The sequence below is a fragment of the Sulfitobacter sp. EE-36 genome (genome assembly GCF_000152605.1).
Lineage (GTDB): Bacteria > Pseudomonadota > Alphaproteobacteria > Rhodobacterales > Rhodobacteraceae > Sulfitobacter > Sulfitobacter pontiacus.
In genome coordinates this window covers 2,370,092-2,383,077 of record NZ_CH959310.1, presented here as the reverse complement: position 1 = coordinate 2,383,077, position 12,986 = coordinate 2,370,092, and the positions used below count along the sequence as shown (strand labels likewise).

Here is a 12,986-nt window from a genome sequence, read left to right as displayed (position 1 = left end):
TCCGTCATGGCACGTGCAACGACCACACAACGCAAGGCTCTGAACACCGCACTCGCATGGGGCGTCGGGCTGCTGATTTTCTTCCCGATCCTCTGGACCATCCTGACCAGCTTCAAGACCGAAGCCCAGGCGATTGCAGACCCGCCGGTGTTCCTGTTCTTCGACTGGACACTGGAGAACTACGCCGCGGTGCAGGAACGTTCGAACTACGGCCGGTTCTTGTGGAATTCGGTGGTGATCGCGGGGGGCTCTACCCTTCTGGGCATCCTGATCGCCGTTCCCGCCGCCTGGTCGATGGCCTTTGTCCCCTCCAACCGGACCAAAGACATCCTGCTGTGGATGTTGTCCACAAAGATGCTGCCAGCGGTCGGGGTGCTGTATCCGATCTACCTCATCTTTATCAAAATGGGTCTGCTGGACAGCAAGCTGGGGCTGGTCGTGGTGCTGATGCTGATCAACCTGCCGATCATCATCTGGATGCTTTACACCTACTTCAAGGAAATCCCCGGCGAGATCCTGGAGGCAGCCCGTATGGATGGTGCCAGCCTGCGCGAAGAGGTGCTGTATATCCTCACGCCGATGGCGATCCCCGGCATCGCCTCCACGCTGCTTCTGAACGTGATCCTCGCCTGGAACGAAGCCTTCTGGACCCTCAACCTCGCCGCCGCCAAGGCTGCCCCTCTGACGGCCTTTATCGCCAGCTATTCCAGCCCCGAGGGGTTGTTCTACGCCAAGCTCAGCGCGGCCTCGACCATGGCCATCGCGCCGATCCTCATCCTTGGCTGGTTCAGCCAGAAACAACTTGTCAGCGGCCTGACCTTTGGCGCAGTGAAATAAGGAAACAACACCATGGGACGCATCACATTAGACAAGGTTTCCAAGCGCTTCGGTGACGTCGAAGTCATCCCGCCGCTGGACCTGACCATCGAAGACGGCGAATTCACCGTCTTTGTCGGCCCGTCGGGCTGTGGCAAATCCACCCTGCTGCGACTGATTGCAGGGCTCGAAGATACCTCGGGCGGGCAAATCCGCATCGACAAGCAGGACGCCACCCATGTGCCCCCTGCCAAGCGCGGTCTGGCAATGGTGTTCCAGTCCTACGCGCTGTATCCGCATATGTCCGTGCGCAAGAACATCGCCTTTCCGATGCGCATGGCGGGCATCCCCGTGGACGAACAGAACCGCCGCATCGATGCCGCGGCGAAAGCGCTGAACCTTACCGCTTATCTGAACCGCAAACCCGGCCAGCTGTCGGGCGGGCAACGCCAGCGTGTCGCGATTGGTCGGGCGATTGTCCGTGAACCCGCAGCCTTCCTGTTCGACGAACCACTGTCCAACCTTGACGCCGCGTTGCGCGTGGGCATGCGGCTTGAAATCTCCGAGCTGCATAAACGGCTTGAGACGACAATGATCTACGTGACCCATGATCAGGTCGAAGCGATGACAATGGCCGACAAGATCGTGGTGCTTCAGGCCGGTGTGATCGAACAGGTCGGCTCCCCGCTTGAGCTTTACCACACACCCCGCAACACCTTTGTCGCGGGCTTTATCGGCTCGCCCAAAATGAACCTGATCTCGGGCCCCGAAGCGGCCAAACACGGGGCGCATACCATCGGCATCCGCCCTGAACACATCGACGTATCGACAACCGAAGGCACCTGGAGCGGCGTCGTCAAAGTGTCGGAGCATTTGGGGTCGGACACGTTCTTCCACGTCTATGACACCGGCCTGACCGAGATGATGACCGTCCGTGCCCGCGGCGAAGTGGGCTTGCGCCACGGCGACCGAGTGTTCCTGACCCCGCGCGAGGACTCGCTTCACCGCTTCGACGCCAACGGCCTACGCATCGCATGAAGCGCCGCGTGCCCCTGCCCTTTAACTTTGCTTCCTACGAAAGCGGTCTCATGAATGAACCGACCATAACAAACACCGACGCGCCGCCTCCGGTGCCGCTGTCCCTGGACCGCCTTGGTGACCTGCCCGCCCGTATCGGTACGCCCGACTACGATCGCGCCGCGCTCACGGCGGGGATCATCCACATCGGTCTGGGCAATTTCCACCGCGCCCATCAGGCGTGGTATCTGCACAAGCTGATGCAACAAGGTCTGGCGCAGGATTGGGCGCTGATCGGCGCCGGTGTGCGGGCCTATGACAGCGCGATGCGCGACAAGCTTAAAGCGCAGGACTATCTGACCACCTTGATCGAGCTTGCCCCCGGTCGTGTCACGGCAGAGGTCGTCGGCTCAATGATCGACTACACTCCCATCGCCGAAGACAACGCGCCGCTGATTGCCGCGATGGCAGATCCCGCGATCCGCATCGTGTCGCTGACCGTGACCGAAGGCGGCTATTTCATCGACCCCGAAACCGGCGGGCTTGATCTGACCCACGCCGATATCCAGCATGACCGCGCGCAGCCCGATCAGCCCAAGACGGTTTTCGGCGCGATCATTGCCGCGCTCAAGCTGCGGCGCGATGCGGGCCACGGTCCGTTTACCGTCCAAAGCTGCGACAACCTGCGCGGCAATGGCACCGCCACGCGCCAGGCGGTCGTGACCCTCGCCCGCCAAAGTGACACGGCGCTTGCCCAGTGGATCGAGCAAAACGGCAGCTTCCCGAACTCTATGGTGGATTGCATCGTGCCCGCCACCGGCCCTGACGAAATCGCACTGGCGCAAAGCCTTGGCGTCGATGACGCGGCACCGGTGACCCATGAGAACTACCGCCAATGGGTGATCGAAGACGACTTCTGCGCCGGACGCCCCGACTGGGACAGGGCGGGGGCGATCTTTACCGACGCGGTGCATGACTACGAGGCGATGAAAATCCGCATCCTCAACGCAGGACATCAGGTCTTGGCCAACGCCGGAGAGTTGCTAGGCCTGGAAACCATCGCCGATTGCATGGCGCACCCCTTGACCTCTGCCATGTTCCGCAAGATCGAGGCAGAGGAAATCGCCCCATACGTCGCCGCCGTGCCCGGTCAAGAACCGGCGGCCTATGTCGAACTGATTGCCAAACGTTTCGCCAACCCCGCAATCCGCGACACCACACGGCGCGTGGCTTTTGACGGGTCATCACGGCATCCGGGATTTGTCCTGCCGGTACTGCGCGACGCCTTGGCGGCAAAGGGCAGCTGCTCCGGTCTGGCCCTGGTAGAGGCGCTATGGGCCCGTATGTGTGCAGGCACCCGCATGGACGGGACAGAGATCGAGCCGAACGACCCGCAGTGGGCGCGCCTCAACGCTGTGGCCCTGGCCGCGCGCGAAGCGCCGCAGCTTTGGCTTGCGCAACGTCATATCTATGGCGATCTGGCCGAGCATCAGGCCTTTGCCGAGGCGTTTGAGCACTGGCTCTCGCTCATCTGGGCAGAAGGCTGCGAGGCCGCGCTTGCGGTCTATACCGATCAGCCGGATGTGGCCGCCGCATTGGCCGGTGACCGCGCGGGGATGGGGCAATGATCCTGTGTTGCGGGGAGGCATTGATCGATATGGTCGCGGCCCCGTCGCTCGACGGGCCGGACGGGTTTGTGCCTCATTCGGGCGGCGCGGTCTTTAACACCGCTATCGCGCTTGGCCGATTGGGGGCCCGCGCGGGCATGCTGACCGGAATGTCGCGCGATATGTTCGGCGACCAGCTCGCCGATGCGCTGAAGGCCAGTGCCGTGGATACCACGCATATCATCCGCTCTGACCGCCCTAGCACATTGGCTTTTGTGAAACTTGAAGATGGGCAGGCAAGCTATTCATTCTTCGACGAAAACTCCGCCGGTCGGATGATCCGCCCCGAGGATATGCCAGCGTTGCCGAGCGATATTACCGCGCTGTTCTTTGGCGGTATCAGCCTTGCCAGCGATCCCAGTGCCAGCGCCTATGCTGCCTTGCTGGAACGTCAGGGCGGGCCGCGGGCGGTGATGATCGATCCCAACATCCGCCCACTGTTTATCACTGACGCAGAGGGCTACCGCCGTCGGATGGCGGCGATGATCAGACAGGCGGATATCGTCAAAGTCTCGGACGAGGATCTTAACTGGCTGAACCCCGCCCCGTTGACGCAGGCCGAAAAGATCAGCGCAATGCTCGACACCGGCCCGTCGGTTGTGATTGTCACCCAAGGGGCCGCGGGTGCCATCGCAACGCTTGCCGACGGTACATCCATCACGGTGCCTTCGGTAAAGACCAACGTCGTCGATACAATCGGTGCAGGTGATACGTTCAATGCGGGATTTCTGGCGAAGCTGTCCGAACTGGACCTGCTGACGCCCGAAGCCCTTGGCACACTTGATCCCGACGTTTTGCGCGACGCGATGACTTATGGTGCCCGCGTTGCCGCCATCACCGTGTCACGCGCCGGTGCCAACCCGCCTTGGGCGAACGAGCTTTAACGCAGACACCACCCCCAGACGGACCCTTTCGCAAAGCCGCGCAGCAATTCCCTGCGCGGCTTTTGATATGCAACGGACAAGAGCACGCGACATCACCAAGGCCGCAAAAGCAACCTTCACACCTATCGACGATCAAAACTGAATTTTACGGAAAGCCTTGCAAGAACAAGGTGGTACCCAAGGCCGGACTCGAACCGGCACGCCTCGCGGCGGGGGATTTTGAATCCCCTGCGTCTACCATTCCGCCACTTGGGCACAATGGGGGTCTGTTACCGTGCCACGCGCCCCACGGCAAGAGCAATTTTACCGCTTTTGCTTGACCCCGTCCGATTGTTCTGGTGTTGCCATTGAACAGAAAACAATACCGGAGACCGCAGTATGATCCGACGGCTATATGACTGGGTTCTGGGCCTGGCAAACCACCCGCACGCGCTTTGGGCCCTTGCGGTTGTGGCATTCCTTGAAAGCTCTGTTTTTCCCATTCCGCCGGATGTGCTGATGATTCCGATGATCCTTGCGCGCCCGAACCGCGCATGGCTCATCGCGGGGATCGCGCTTGTCGCGTCGGTCTTGGGGGGCCTGCTGGGATACGCCATCGGTGCGCTGGCTTTTGAACAACTGGGCCAACCGATCCTTGCCAGCCTTGGCAAAGGCGACGCGATGGCGGAATTCTCGGACCGGTTCAACGGCGTCGGCTTCTGGGCTGTGCTGACTGCGGGTGTCACGCCCTTCCCCTACAAGGTAATCACGATCATGTCGGGGTGGACGGGGATGCCTCTGGCGACCTTTATCGTGACCTCGATCCTTGCGCGCGCGCTGCGGTTCTTCATCGTGGCGGCGCTGCTGTGGAAAGTTGGCGCACCTATCCGCGACTTTATTGAACGCCGTCTGCCTTTGGTATTTACGGTATTTGTCGTGCTGCTGTTCGGCAGCTTCTTCTTGCTGAGGTATCTGTGATGACGCGAAACACCTATGTCCTGATCGCTACGCTGGGGTCTGCTGCGCTGCTGTTGGGGGCCTTTGGGTTCCAACACATCGGCGGCTATGCGCCTTGCAAAATGTGCCTGTGGCAGCGGTGGCCCCATTCGGCGGCGATCCTGATCGGAGTGATCGTGCTCTTTGGTGCGCCGCGTGCGTTGATCTGGCTGGGCGCGCTGTCGGTGGCGATCACGGGGCTGATCGGGGTTTATCATGCGGGGGTGGAATGGAAATTCTGGCCCGGTCCGTCGTCCTGCACAGGCGGTGGCATGGACCTTGGCGCGATGAGCGGCAGCGATCTTCTGTCCACCAGCGCGCCGTCCGGTCTGGTCATGTGTGATGACATCGTATGGCAGCTTTTCGGTCTGTCCATGGCGGGTTGGAACACGGTCATTTGTGCCATCCTGCTGGCGTTCTGGGTCTCTGCCGCGCGCGCCCCGCGCTGAACCATCTCGCAGGCCGCCGCCCTAGGGTGCGGCCTGCCCTGCCTTGCGCGTCTTGAGCAAAAGGCTCGTCTCGCTCGCGACCACCCCGTCTAGCTTGCGGATGCGGGCCAGAACCTCGTCGAACTCCTCAAGCGTTTTGGTGCCGATCTCGACGATCACATCCCATCTGCCATTGGTCGAATGCACGGCACGCAACGCCGCCATTCCGGCCAGCGTGCGGGTGATGCGGTCAGCGCCACGGCCCTCGATCTCGATCATCATCAACCCGCGCACCGGATCGGCACGCACGTCCGAGCGCGTCACGACGGTAAAGCCCAGTATCTCTCCGCTTTGTTGCAAACGGGCGAGACGCGCGCGCACGGTGGTACGTGACAGCCGCAAGGCCGCCGCCAGATCAGACAGAGACGCCCGCGCGTCGTCGCGCAGCGCTGCCAGAATTGCTTCGTCCGTTGTGTCCATTTTAGCTGTCCAGTTTGGTCAAATAATCTCCGCTTTGATCACTTTAGATGATTGTTTCTGACCAGACCAGCTAGATATCGTCTTGGAAACGTTGACGAAAGGATCTCACCCATGTCTGGACAAAACTGTATTCTTCTTGGGGCCCCGCTGGATAGCGGCAAGCGCCGGTTGGGCTGTCTGATGGGCCCCGATGCCTATCGCACCGCAGGATTGGCGGGCGCGCTGACCGACCTGGGCCATAGCGTCACAGACCGTGGCAATGTCGCGCCTGCGCCCTTTACACCTGGCCAGCACCCGAAACTGCACGCGCTTGAGGAAACCATCGCCTGGACTCACAGTCTGGCCGAGGCCACCCAAGCCGCCTTGCAGGATGGCACCCCGATCATCATGGGCGGCGATCATGCGCTTGCCTCAGGCACCGTGTTGGGCGCGATGCGCCATGCGCAGGCGCAGGAACGCCCCCTGTTTGTGCTGTGGCTGGACGCGCATAGCGATTTCCACACGCCCGAAAGCACCGACAGCGGCAACCTGCACGGCACGCCTTTAGGCTATGTAACAGGGCGCGAGGGCTTTGATGCCTTCCCCGATCTTCCCTACCCGCTGCCGCATGACAATATCGCCATCATTGGCCTGCGCTCTGTCGACGCGGCAGAGCGTGCGGCCCTGCAGGAAACCACTATCCAGCGCGTCGACATGCGCGAGATTGACGAGACGGGGATCGCCACGCCGCTGAACACCTTCCTTGAAAAGGTCGCTGCGGCGAACGGGATGCTGCATGTCTCGCTTGATGTGGATTTCCTTGATCCGTCGGTTGCCCCCGCGGTTGGCACGACCGTCCCCGGCGGTGCAACCGTGCGCGAAGGCCATCTGGTAATGGAAATGCTGCATGACAGCGGGCTGATGACCTCGCTTGATCTGGTAGAGCTGAACCCCTTTCTGGATGAACGGGGCCGCACCGCGCAGCTGATGGTCGATCTGGCCGCCTCTGCCTTTGGCCGCCGCGTATTCGACCGCCCCACCCGCGCCTATTGATTTGAGTAAAGGACCACGACCATGACCAATCTGACCCCCTCTGACAAGGCGCTGGTGCCCTTTGTTTCCGTCGACAATATGATGAAGCTGATTCACCATATCGGGATTGAACCCATGCTGATCGGGCTTGGGGAGTATATCGAGGCGGACTTCAAACGGTGGGAGCTGTTTGACAAGACCCCGCGCGTGGCCAGCCATTCGGAACAAGGCGTGATCGAGCTGATGCCGACCTCGGACGGCGAGGTCTACGGGTTCAAATACGTGAACGGCCACCCCTCGAACACCGCAGACGGTTTGCAGACTGTGACCGCCTTTGGCCTGCTGGCGAATGTGGCCAACGGTTATCCGGTGTTGCTGTCCGAGATGACGATGCTGACGGCGCTGCGCACGGCGGCGACCTCTGCCGTGGTGGCGCGGTTGCTTGCCCCCAAGGGCGCGCATGTGATGGCGATGATTGGGAACGGGGCGCAATCCGAATTCCAGACCCTCGCCATGAAGGCCATTGTCGGCATCGACGAGGTCCGGCTGTATGACATCGACAAGGACGCCACCGCCAAATGCGCCGCCAACCTGCAAGATCTGGGCATCAAGGTCGTGCCCTGCGACACCGCGGAAGAAGCGATGCTGGGCGCGCAGATCGTCACTACCTGCACGGCGGACAAGCAATATGCCACCATCCTGACAGATAATATGGTCGGCAGCGGCATCCACATCAACGCCATCGGCGGCGACTGTCCGGGCAAGACCGAACTGGCCCCCGCGATCCTGCACCGCGCAGGGATTTTTGTAGAATATCCCGAGCAGACCCGGATCGAGGGAGAGATACAGCAGCTTGAACCGGATCACCCTGTGACCGAGATCTGGCAGGTGCTGACCGGTCAGGCGCAGGGGCGCACAGATGACAAGCAGATCACCCTGTTCGACAGCGTCGGCTTCGCGATCGAGGATTTCTCGGCGCTGCGCTATGTGCGCGACCAGATCAAAGCGACCGATCTGTTCGACCCGCTTGACCTGCTGGCCGACCCCGAAGATCCGCGGGATCTGTTCGGCATGTTGCAACGGGCCAAGTAACGGCGACGGCAGCCTATTTCGGCGCGGTCACATCATGGTGGTACAGCCAGTTGAACGCGCCGACCATCGCCCAAGGTGCAAGGGTGCTGCCTAGTTTCAGTCCCAGATGCGCGGCCGACCGCAAAGGCCCGGGGCGCAAGTGATAGCGCGCGGCATTGCCTGCCGCCGCTTTGACGACACGGGTAACACGGGGTTGGCGCAGGCTTTGGTAACGGGCGAGCGCTTGTTCTGCGGGGTGGTTCAGCACGCTGTCGGCCAGCACCCATGCATCTTCAAGCGCCATATTGGCCCCCTGCGCAAGGAACGGCAGTGTCGGATGCGCGGCATCCCCCAGCAAAGCAACCCCGCCCTGATGCCACGTCTGCGCAACCGGATGCAGGTGGAGCCCCCAAAGCGTGCAGGACTCAACCGCATTGATCATCGCGGCAGCCCGCCCGCCAAAACCCGCAAAGGCGTTTCGCAGGTTTGCCGGATCGTCCGCATGGTTCCAGCCTTCGGCGGCCCAGCTTTCACGCTCTTCCACCGCGACCAGATTGACCTGCTGCCCGCCGCGCAAAGGGTAGCTGACCAGATGCCGGCCCGGCCCCATGGTGACATGGGCCTCGTCGGGGTGGTTGAAATCATTGCGCACAACGGCGCGCCACGCGACCTGACCGGTGAACTTTGCCTGATCCGCGCCATTCAACACCGCACGCGCCCGGCTGTGGATCCCGCTGGCATCAACGATCAGCTCTGCCCGTCGGCGCGACCCATCGGTCAGGCGCAGTTGCGGTGTGGCACCGGGGGTCACCTCTGCCACCTCGGCCCCGAGCTCTACCGTCACATTGCCCCGTTTGGCCGCGCCCAGCAGGATGTCCACCAGATCGGCGCGGTGCACGAACATATAGGGATATGCCCCCTGCCCGCGCATCAGGTCCAACCGCGCCACCCGCGCGCCGGCCTTATAATCCTGCAAGACCACCGCCTGCCCGCGCACCGCCGCGCGTTCGGTCAGCTTCGCGTCAAGCCCCATCGCTCGCAACACCGCGATACCGTTTGGGCTGATCTGGAGGCCTGCACCAACCTCGGTGATCGCTGGAGCTTGCTCCAGCAGCGTGACAGCCATGCCGCGGCGCGACAAAGCCGCTGCGGCGGCCAAGCCGCCGATACCCCCACCAATAACGATTGCGTTGCTGATGCCCATTTCGCTTTAGCCTGTCTTGCCAGCTTCATACACAAAAGCGCCGGGCTCTCACCGCGGCGCTTTCATTATCGTTCTCGCGCAAATGCAGTCATTTGCAGCCCGTTACCGGACGATCAATCGTCGCGGTGGACTTTCTCGCGGCGCTCGTGACGCTCTTGCGCCTCAAGGCTCATCGTGGCGATTGGACGCGCATCCAGACGTTTCAGCGAAATCGGCTCTCCGGTGACAGAGCAGTAGCCGAATTCACCCTCATCGATGCGGCGCAGCGCCCCGTCGATCTTGCTGACCAGCTTGCGGGCGCGGTCCCGTGTGCGCAATTCCAGCGCGCGATCCGTTTCCTCGGAGGCGCGATCGTTCACATCGGGGATGTTGCGTGTCCCGTCTTGCAAGCCCTCGATCGTGTCCCGGCTTCCCGCCAGCAGCTCGGCTTTCCAGTTCAATAGTTTGCGTCTGAAGTATTCGACTTGCCGATCATTCATGAACGGCTCGTCTTCGGCAGGTGTATAACCATCCGCCAAAAAAACTTCCTGCTTCATATCATTCCCCATCGCGGTCTTAAATCCTGTCATGAAGGCGCGTCTCCCGACATCACTCCCGTGGCGTGCATCTAACGCAGCGTTAGCGGATTGTCACTACACAATGCTTATGTTTGTTGGTTTAAGGACCAAGAATAGCGCGTTGAAGAAGGTTGAAAACAAGATGAAATTCCAAGGTACTCAAGATTACGTCGCCACAGATGACCTCACGATTGCGGTGAATGCGGCTGTAACGCTGGAACGACCTCTGCTTGTAAAAGGTGAGCCCGGCACAGGTAAAACGGAACTGGCCCGACAAGTGTCAGCCGCCCTTGGCCTGCCCATGATCGAATGGAACATCAAATCGACCACCCGTGCGCAACAGGGCCTATACGAATATGACGCCGTCAGCCGCCTGCGCGACAGCCAGCTTGGCGAAGAGCGTGTGCATGATGTCAAAAACTACATCCGCAAGGGCAAACTGTGGCAGGCGTTTGAGGCCGAAGGCAAAACCGTGTTGCTGATCGACGAGATCGACAAGGCCGACATCGAATTTCCCAACGATCTTTTGCAAGAGCTCGATAAGATGGAATTCTTCGTCTACGAGACCGGCGAGACGATCAAAGCCGAAAACCGCCCCATCGTCATCATCACCTCGAACAATGAAAAAGAGCTGCCCGACGCCTTTTTGCGCCGTTGCTTCTTCCACTACATCCAGTTCCCCGAGATGGACACACTGCGCAAGATCGTCGAGGTCCACCACCCCGGCATCAAGGAAGCCCTGTTGACCACGGCGCTGACCCAATTCTACGAAATCCGCGAACAGCAAGGGCTGAAGAAAAAACCATCCACGTCGGAAGTGCTGGATTGGCTCAAGCTGTTGCTGGCCGAAGATATGGATGCCGCCGATCTGAAAAAAGACGGCAAGTCCGCCCTGCCAAAGTTGCACGGTGCGCTGCTGAAAAACGAACAGGACGTGCATCTGTTCGAACGGCTTGCCTTCATGGCACGCGCGCAAAAGTGACCCCAAAGGGGCGCGGTGCGCCGCGCCCTGATCCCGCATAAAGCGAATATCCAACCGCTCGCGCGTTATTTCAAGGCAGCAAACGCGCCCGTCCTATTTGTGACGTCTAAGCAACGATGGTCATAAGCCTGCCTTATTTGTTAACATTTTTCTCTGTTTTGACATGGTTGCTCCCTAGAATGGTCTGGATGGCGGGCGAAAAACACCTGTAATCAGCTCAAAAGGGCAGTCAGGTAGATGATGGATATGATTTTTGCTCCGTTCGTGCGCCGCGTGTTGGAGACTGTTAAAGTTGTCCTCGCGGTCCCTGCACCTGCCACAACGGGGTCGCATCCATGAAGAAATACCTTTTGCTGCCCTTGATGCTGGCGATCAGCGCCTGCGTTCCGGCCTCGCATCCCGGTGTGGTGACCCGCGCCGCGATGGAACCCGCCTCAACCTCTTCTTTGCCCGCGATGAAACGGTTCACCGTGCATCAATCGCTGCCGGCACCGCGCTCCAACAACGACCTCAGCCTCGATTTTATCGAACTGTCGTTCCGCATGGAAAGCGGCAAGGAGCTCCCCGTTTTCACCCGTTTCGAAGGTCCGGTCACCGTGCGCGTCATCGGTGCGCCGCCTCCGACCCTTGGCCCCGATCTGACCGCGCTGCTCAATCGCTTGCGGCAGGAGGCCCGCATCGACATCAGCCCCACCAGCGGCCCGAATGCCAATATCACCGTCGAAGCTGTCAGCCGTCGCACCATCAGCAAGGTGCTACCCCAGGCCGCATGTTTTGTGGCCCCGAATGTCAGCAGCCTTGATGAATACAAGAAAGTCCGCCGCACCGCGCAGACCAACTGGTCCTTGCTGAAAACCCGCAGCCGCGTGTCGATCTTCATCCCGAATGACGCCAGCCCGCAAGAGGTCCGCGATTGTCTGCACGAAGAACTGGCCCAAGCGCTTGGTCCGCTCAACGATCTCTACCGCCTGCCGGATTCCGTCTTTAACGATGACAACGTGCATACGGTGCTGACCGGATTTGATATGATGATCCTGCGCGCCTACTACGATCCGGCGCTGCGGTCGGGCATGACACGGGGCCAAGTGGCAAACGCCCTGCCGGGTATTCTGGCACGGATCAATCCGGGCGGCACATCGACCAAAGCACGCTTCCTGACCCGCACCCCCCGCGCCTGGAATGCCGCCGTTCAGGGCGCGCTCGGGCCCGGACGCTCCAGCGGGCAACGCCAAGACGCGGCCTATAGCGCTATCAAGATCGCACAAAGCCTAGGCTGGCAGGATCACCGCCGCGCGTTTGCCCATTACGCCATGGGACGCGCGTTGCAATCGGGTGATGCCGAAGCCGCGCATGAACAATACAAGATGTCCGACCTCTTCTACGCCCGCACCCCCGGCACCGATCTGCACCGCGCCTATGTGGCGACGCAACTGGGGGCTTATTCGGTCTCCAAGGGTCAGGGTGCCGAAGCGCTACGTCTGATCGCGCCGCATATCGACACCGCACGCCGACGCGAGAACGCCGCCCTGCTCAGCACCCTGCTGTTGCTGCGTGCCGAAGCGCTCGAGCTTGAAAACCGCGCGGCCGAGGCACAGGCCGTCAGACTGGACAGTTTGGGCTGGGCACGGTACGGATTTGGCTCTGACTGGGCTGTGCGGGCCAAAATGCGCGAGATCGCGTCTCTTAACCCGCTCAAATAACTAGCGAAACGGGTTAAAATGATCGTCATACTTCTCGCCGTGATCGGCGCTGTTATCGGGGGGCTGACCGCCCGAAAACGCAACGGCAACCGCAAGGATATCGCACAATATGCGGCCGGGTTTGCGATGGCCTTTATCATCGTCGGCATGATCCTTACAGTCGTTCTGGACCGAGTCCTAACCGGAGCGTAATT

The 12,986-nt window shown here is 60.9% G+C and carries 14 protein-coding genes and 1 tRNA gene; 11 read left to right on the top strand and 4 right to left on the bottom strand.

Going from position 1 to position 12,986, the window contains the following annotated elements:
* Positions 1–6: 6 nt before the first annotated feature.
* The 4 genes from EE36_RS14140 to EE36_RS14125 are packed head-to-tail and all read left to right on the top strand — an operon-like array spanning position 7 to position 4,384.
* On the top strand, positions 7–837 hold the full coding sequence (locus tag EE36_RS14140; protein WP_005853358.1) for a carbohydrate ABC transporter permease: 831 nt from the start codon (positions 7–9) through the stop codon (positions 835–837).
* Between the two features lie 12 nt (positions 838–849).
* The gene (locus tag EE36_RS14135) at positions 850–1,854 is read left to right on the top strand and encodes an ABC transporter ATP-binding protein (protein WP_005853356.1); all 1,005 of its coding nucleotides are present in this window, start codon (positions 850–852) and stop codon (positions 1,852–1,854) included.
* Between the two features lie 50 nt (positions 1,855–1,904).
* Positions 1,905–3,461, top strand: a complete 1,557-nt coding sequence (locus tag EE36_RS14130) for a mannitol dehydrogenase family protein (protein ID WP_254655593.1) — start codon at positions 1,905–1,907, stop codon at positions 3,459–3,461.
* Positions 3,458–4,384 (top strand): carbohydrate kinase, encoded by a 927-nt coding sequence (locus tag EE36_RS14125; protein WP_005853352.1) that lies wholly within the window; start codon positions 3,458–3,460, stop codon positions 4,382–4,384. The genes EE36_RS14130 and EE36_RS14125 overlap by 4 nt, the downstream gene beginning before the upstream one ends.
* A 171-nt stretch (positions 4,385–4,555) precedes the next feature.
* Here the strand turns inward: EE36_RS14125 and EE36_RS14120 are convergent.
* Positions 4,556–4,639 (bottom strand) — tRNA-Leu (locus EE36_RS14120).
* Between the two features lie 123 nt (positions 4,640–4,762).
* Here EE36_RS14120 and EE36_RS14115 point away from each other — a divergent pair.
* Together EE36_RS14115 and EE36_RS14110 are read left to right on the top strand one after the other, a co-directional pair.
* Positions 4,763–5,341, top strand: coding sequence for a YqaA family protein (locus EE36_RS14115; protein WP_005853349.1), 579 nt, complete (start codon positions 4,763–4,765; stop codon positions 5,339–5,341).
* The gene (locus EE36_RS14110) at positions 5,341–5,808 is read left to right on the top strand and encodes a disulfide bond formation protein B (protein WP_005853347.1); all 468 of its coding nucleotides are present in this window, start codon (positions 5,341–5,343) and stop codon (positions 5,806–5,808) included. Before EE36_RS14115 ends, EE36_RS14110 begins: the two co-directional genes overlap by 1 nt.
* Positions 5,809–5,829: 21 nt before the next feature.
* Here EE36_RS14110 and EE36_RS14105 read toward each other — a convergent pair whose 3' ends face one another.
* Positions 5,830–6,267, bottom strand: coding sequence for an Lrp/AsnC family transcriptional regulator (locus EE36_RS14105; protein WP_005853345.1), 438 nt, complete (start codon positions 6,265–6,267; stop codon positions 5,830–5,832).
* A gap of 111 nt (positions 6,268–6,378) precedes the next feature.
* On the opposite strand from EE36_RS14105, the gene rocF reads away from it, so the two are divergent.
* Positions 6,379–7,299, top strand: a complete 921-nt coding sequence (rocF, locus tag EE36_RS14100) for an arginase (RefSeq protein ID WP_005853343.1) — start codon at positions 6,379–6,381, stop codon at positions 7,297–7,299.
* A gap of 21 nt (positions 7,300–7,320) precedes the next feature.
* The gene (locus tag EE36_RS14095; protein ID WP_005853341.1) at positions 7,321–8,370 is read left to right on the top strand and encodes an ornithine cyclodeaminase; all 1,050 of its coding nucleotides are present in this window, start codon (positions 7,321–7,323) and stop codon (positions 8,368–8,370) included.
* 13 nt (positions 8,371–8,383) lie between these two features.
* On the opposite strand, the gene EE36_RS14090 is transcribed toward EE36_RS14095, so the two are convergent.
* Together EE36_RS14090 and dksA are read right to left on the bottom strand one after the other, a co-directional pair.
* Entirely contained in the window at positions 8,384–9,553 is a 1,170-nt protein-coding gene (locus EE36_RS14090; protein WP_005853339.1) for an FAD-dependent monooxygenase, read from the bottom strand.
* 113 nt (positions 9,554–9,666) lie between these two features.
* Positions 9,667–10,089, bottom strand: a complete 423-nt coding sequence (gene dksA, locus EE36_RS14085) for an RNA polymerase-binding protein DksA (protein WP_037945012.1) — start codon at positions 10,087–10,089, stop codon at positions 9,667–9,669.
* A 163-nt stretch (positions 10,090–10,252) separates the two neighbouring features.
* Between dksA and EE36_RS14080 the strand changes: the two genes are divergently transcribed.
* The 3 genes from EE36_RS14080 (at position 10,253) to EE36_RS14070 (ending at position 12,984) form a co-directional block, all read left to right on the top strand.
* Positions 10,253–11,092 (top strand): MoxR family ATPase, encoded by an 840-nt coding sequence (locus EE36_RS14080; protein WP_005853335.1) that lies wholly within the window; start codon positions 10,253–10,255, stop codon positions 11,090–11,092.
* Between the two features lie 335 nt (positions 11,093–11,427).
* Complete coding sequence (locus EE36_RS14075; protein WP_005853333.1) at positions 11,428–12,792, top strand: DUF2927 domain-containing protein; 1,365 nt, start codon at positions 11,428–11,430, stop codon at positions 12,790–12,792.
* An 18-nt stretch (positions 12,793–12,810) separates the two neighbouring features.
* Positions 12,811–12,984 carry a hypothetical protein gene (locus EE36_RS14070; protein WP_005853331.1) on the top strand — a complete coding sequence of 58 codons (174 nt, stop codon included), beginning with the start codon at positions 12,811–12,813 and terminating at the stop codon, positions 12,982–12,984.
* The last annotated feature ends 2 nt before the right edge of the window (positions 12,985–12,986 follow it).

Excerpts from the sequence above, each read along its gene's own strand:
- EE36_RS14140 (WP_005853358.1), top strand. The coding sequence starts at position 7 with ATGGCACGTGCAACGACCACACAACGCAAGGCTCTGAACACCGCACTC.
- EE36_RS14135 (WP_005853356.1), top strand. The coding sequence starts at position 850 with ATGGGACGCATCACATTAGACAAGGTTTCCAAGCGCTTCGGTGACGTC.
- EE36_RS14130 (WP_254655593.1), top strand. The coding sequence starts at position 1,905 with ATGAATGAACCGACCATAACAAACACCGACGCGCCGCCTCCGGTGCCG.
- EE36_RS14125 (WP_005853352.1), top strand. The coding sequence starts at position 3,458 with ATGATCCTGTGTTGCGGGGAGGCATTGATCGATATGGTCGCGGCCCCG.
- EE36_RS14115 (WP_005853349.1), top strand. The coding sequence starts at position 4,763 with ATGATCCGACGGCTATATGACTGGGTTCTGGGCCTGGCAAACCACCCG.
- EE36_RS14110 (WP_005853347.1), top strand. The coding sequence starts at position 5,341 with ATGACGCGAAACACCTATGTCCTGATCGCTACGCTGGGGTCTGCTGCG.
- EE36_RS14105 (WP_005853345.1), bottom strand. The coding sequence starts at position 6,267 with ATGGACACAACGGACGAAGCAATTCTGGCAGCGCTGCGCGACGACGCG.
- rocF (WP_005853343.1), top strand. The coding sequence starts at position 6,379 with ATGTCTGGACAAAACTGTATTCTTCTTGGGGCCCCGCTGGATAGCGGC.
- EE36_RS14095 (WP_005853341.1), top strand. The coding sequence starts at position 7,321 with ATGACCAATCTGACCCCCTCTGACAAGGCGCTGGTGCCCTTTGTTTCC.
- EE36_RS14090 (WP_005853339.1), bottom strand. The coding sequence starts at position 9,553 with ATGGGCATCAGCAACGCAATCGTTATTGGTGGGGGTATCGGCGGCTTG.
- dksA (WP_037945012.1), bottom strand. The coding sequence starts at position 10,089 with ATGAAGCAGGAAGTTTTTTTGGCGGATGGTTATACACCTGCCGAAGAC.
- EE36_RS14080 (WP_005853335.1), top strand. The coding sequence starts at position 10,253 with ATGAAATTCCAAGGTACTCAAGATTACGTCGCCACAGATGACCTCACG.
- EE36_RS14075 (WP_005853333.1), top strand. The coding sequence starts at position 11,428 with ATGAAGAAATACCTTTTGCTGCCCTTGATGCTGGCGATCAGCGCCTGC.
- EE36_RS14070 (WP_005853331.1), top strand. The coding sequence starts at position 12,811 with ATGATCGTCATACTTCTCGCCGTGATCGGCGCTGTTATCGGGGGGCTG.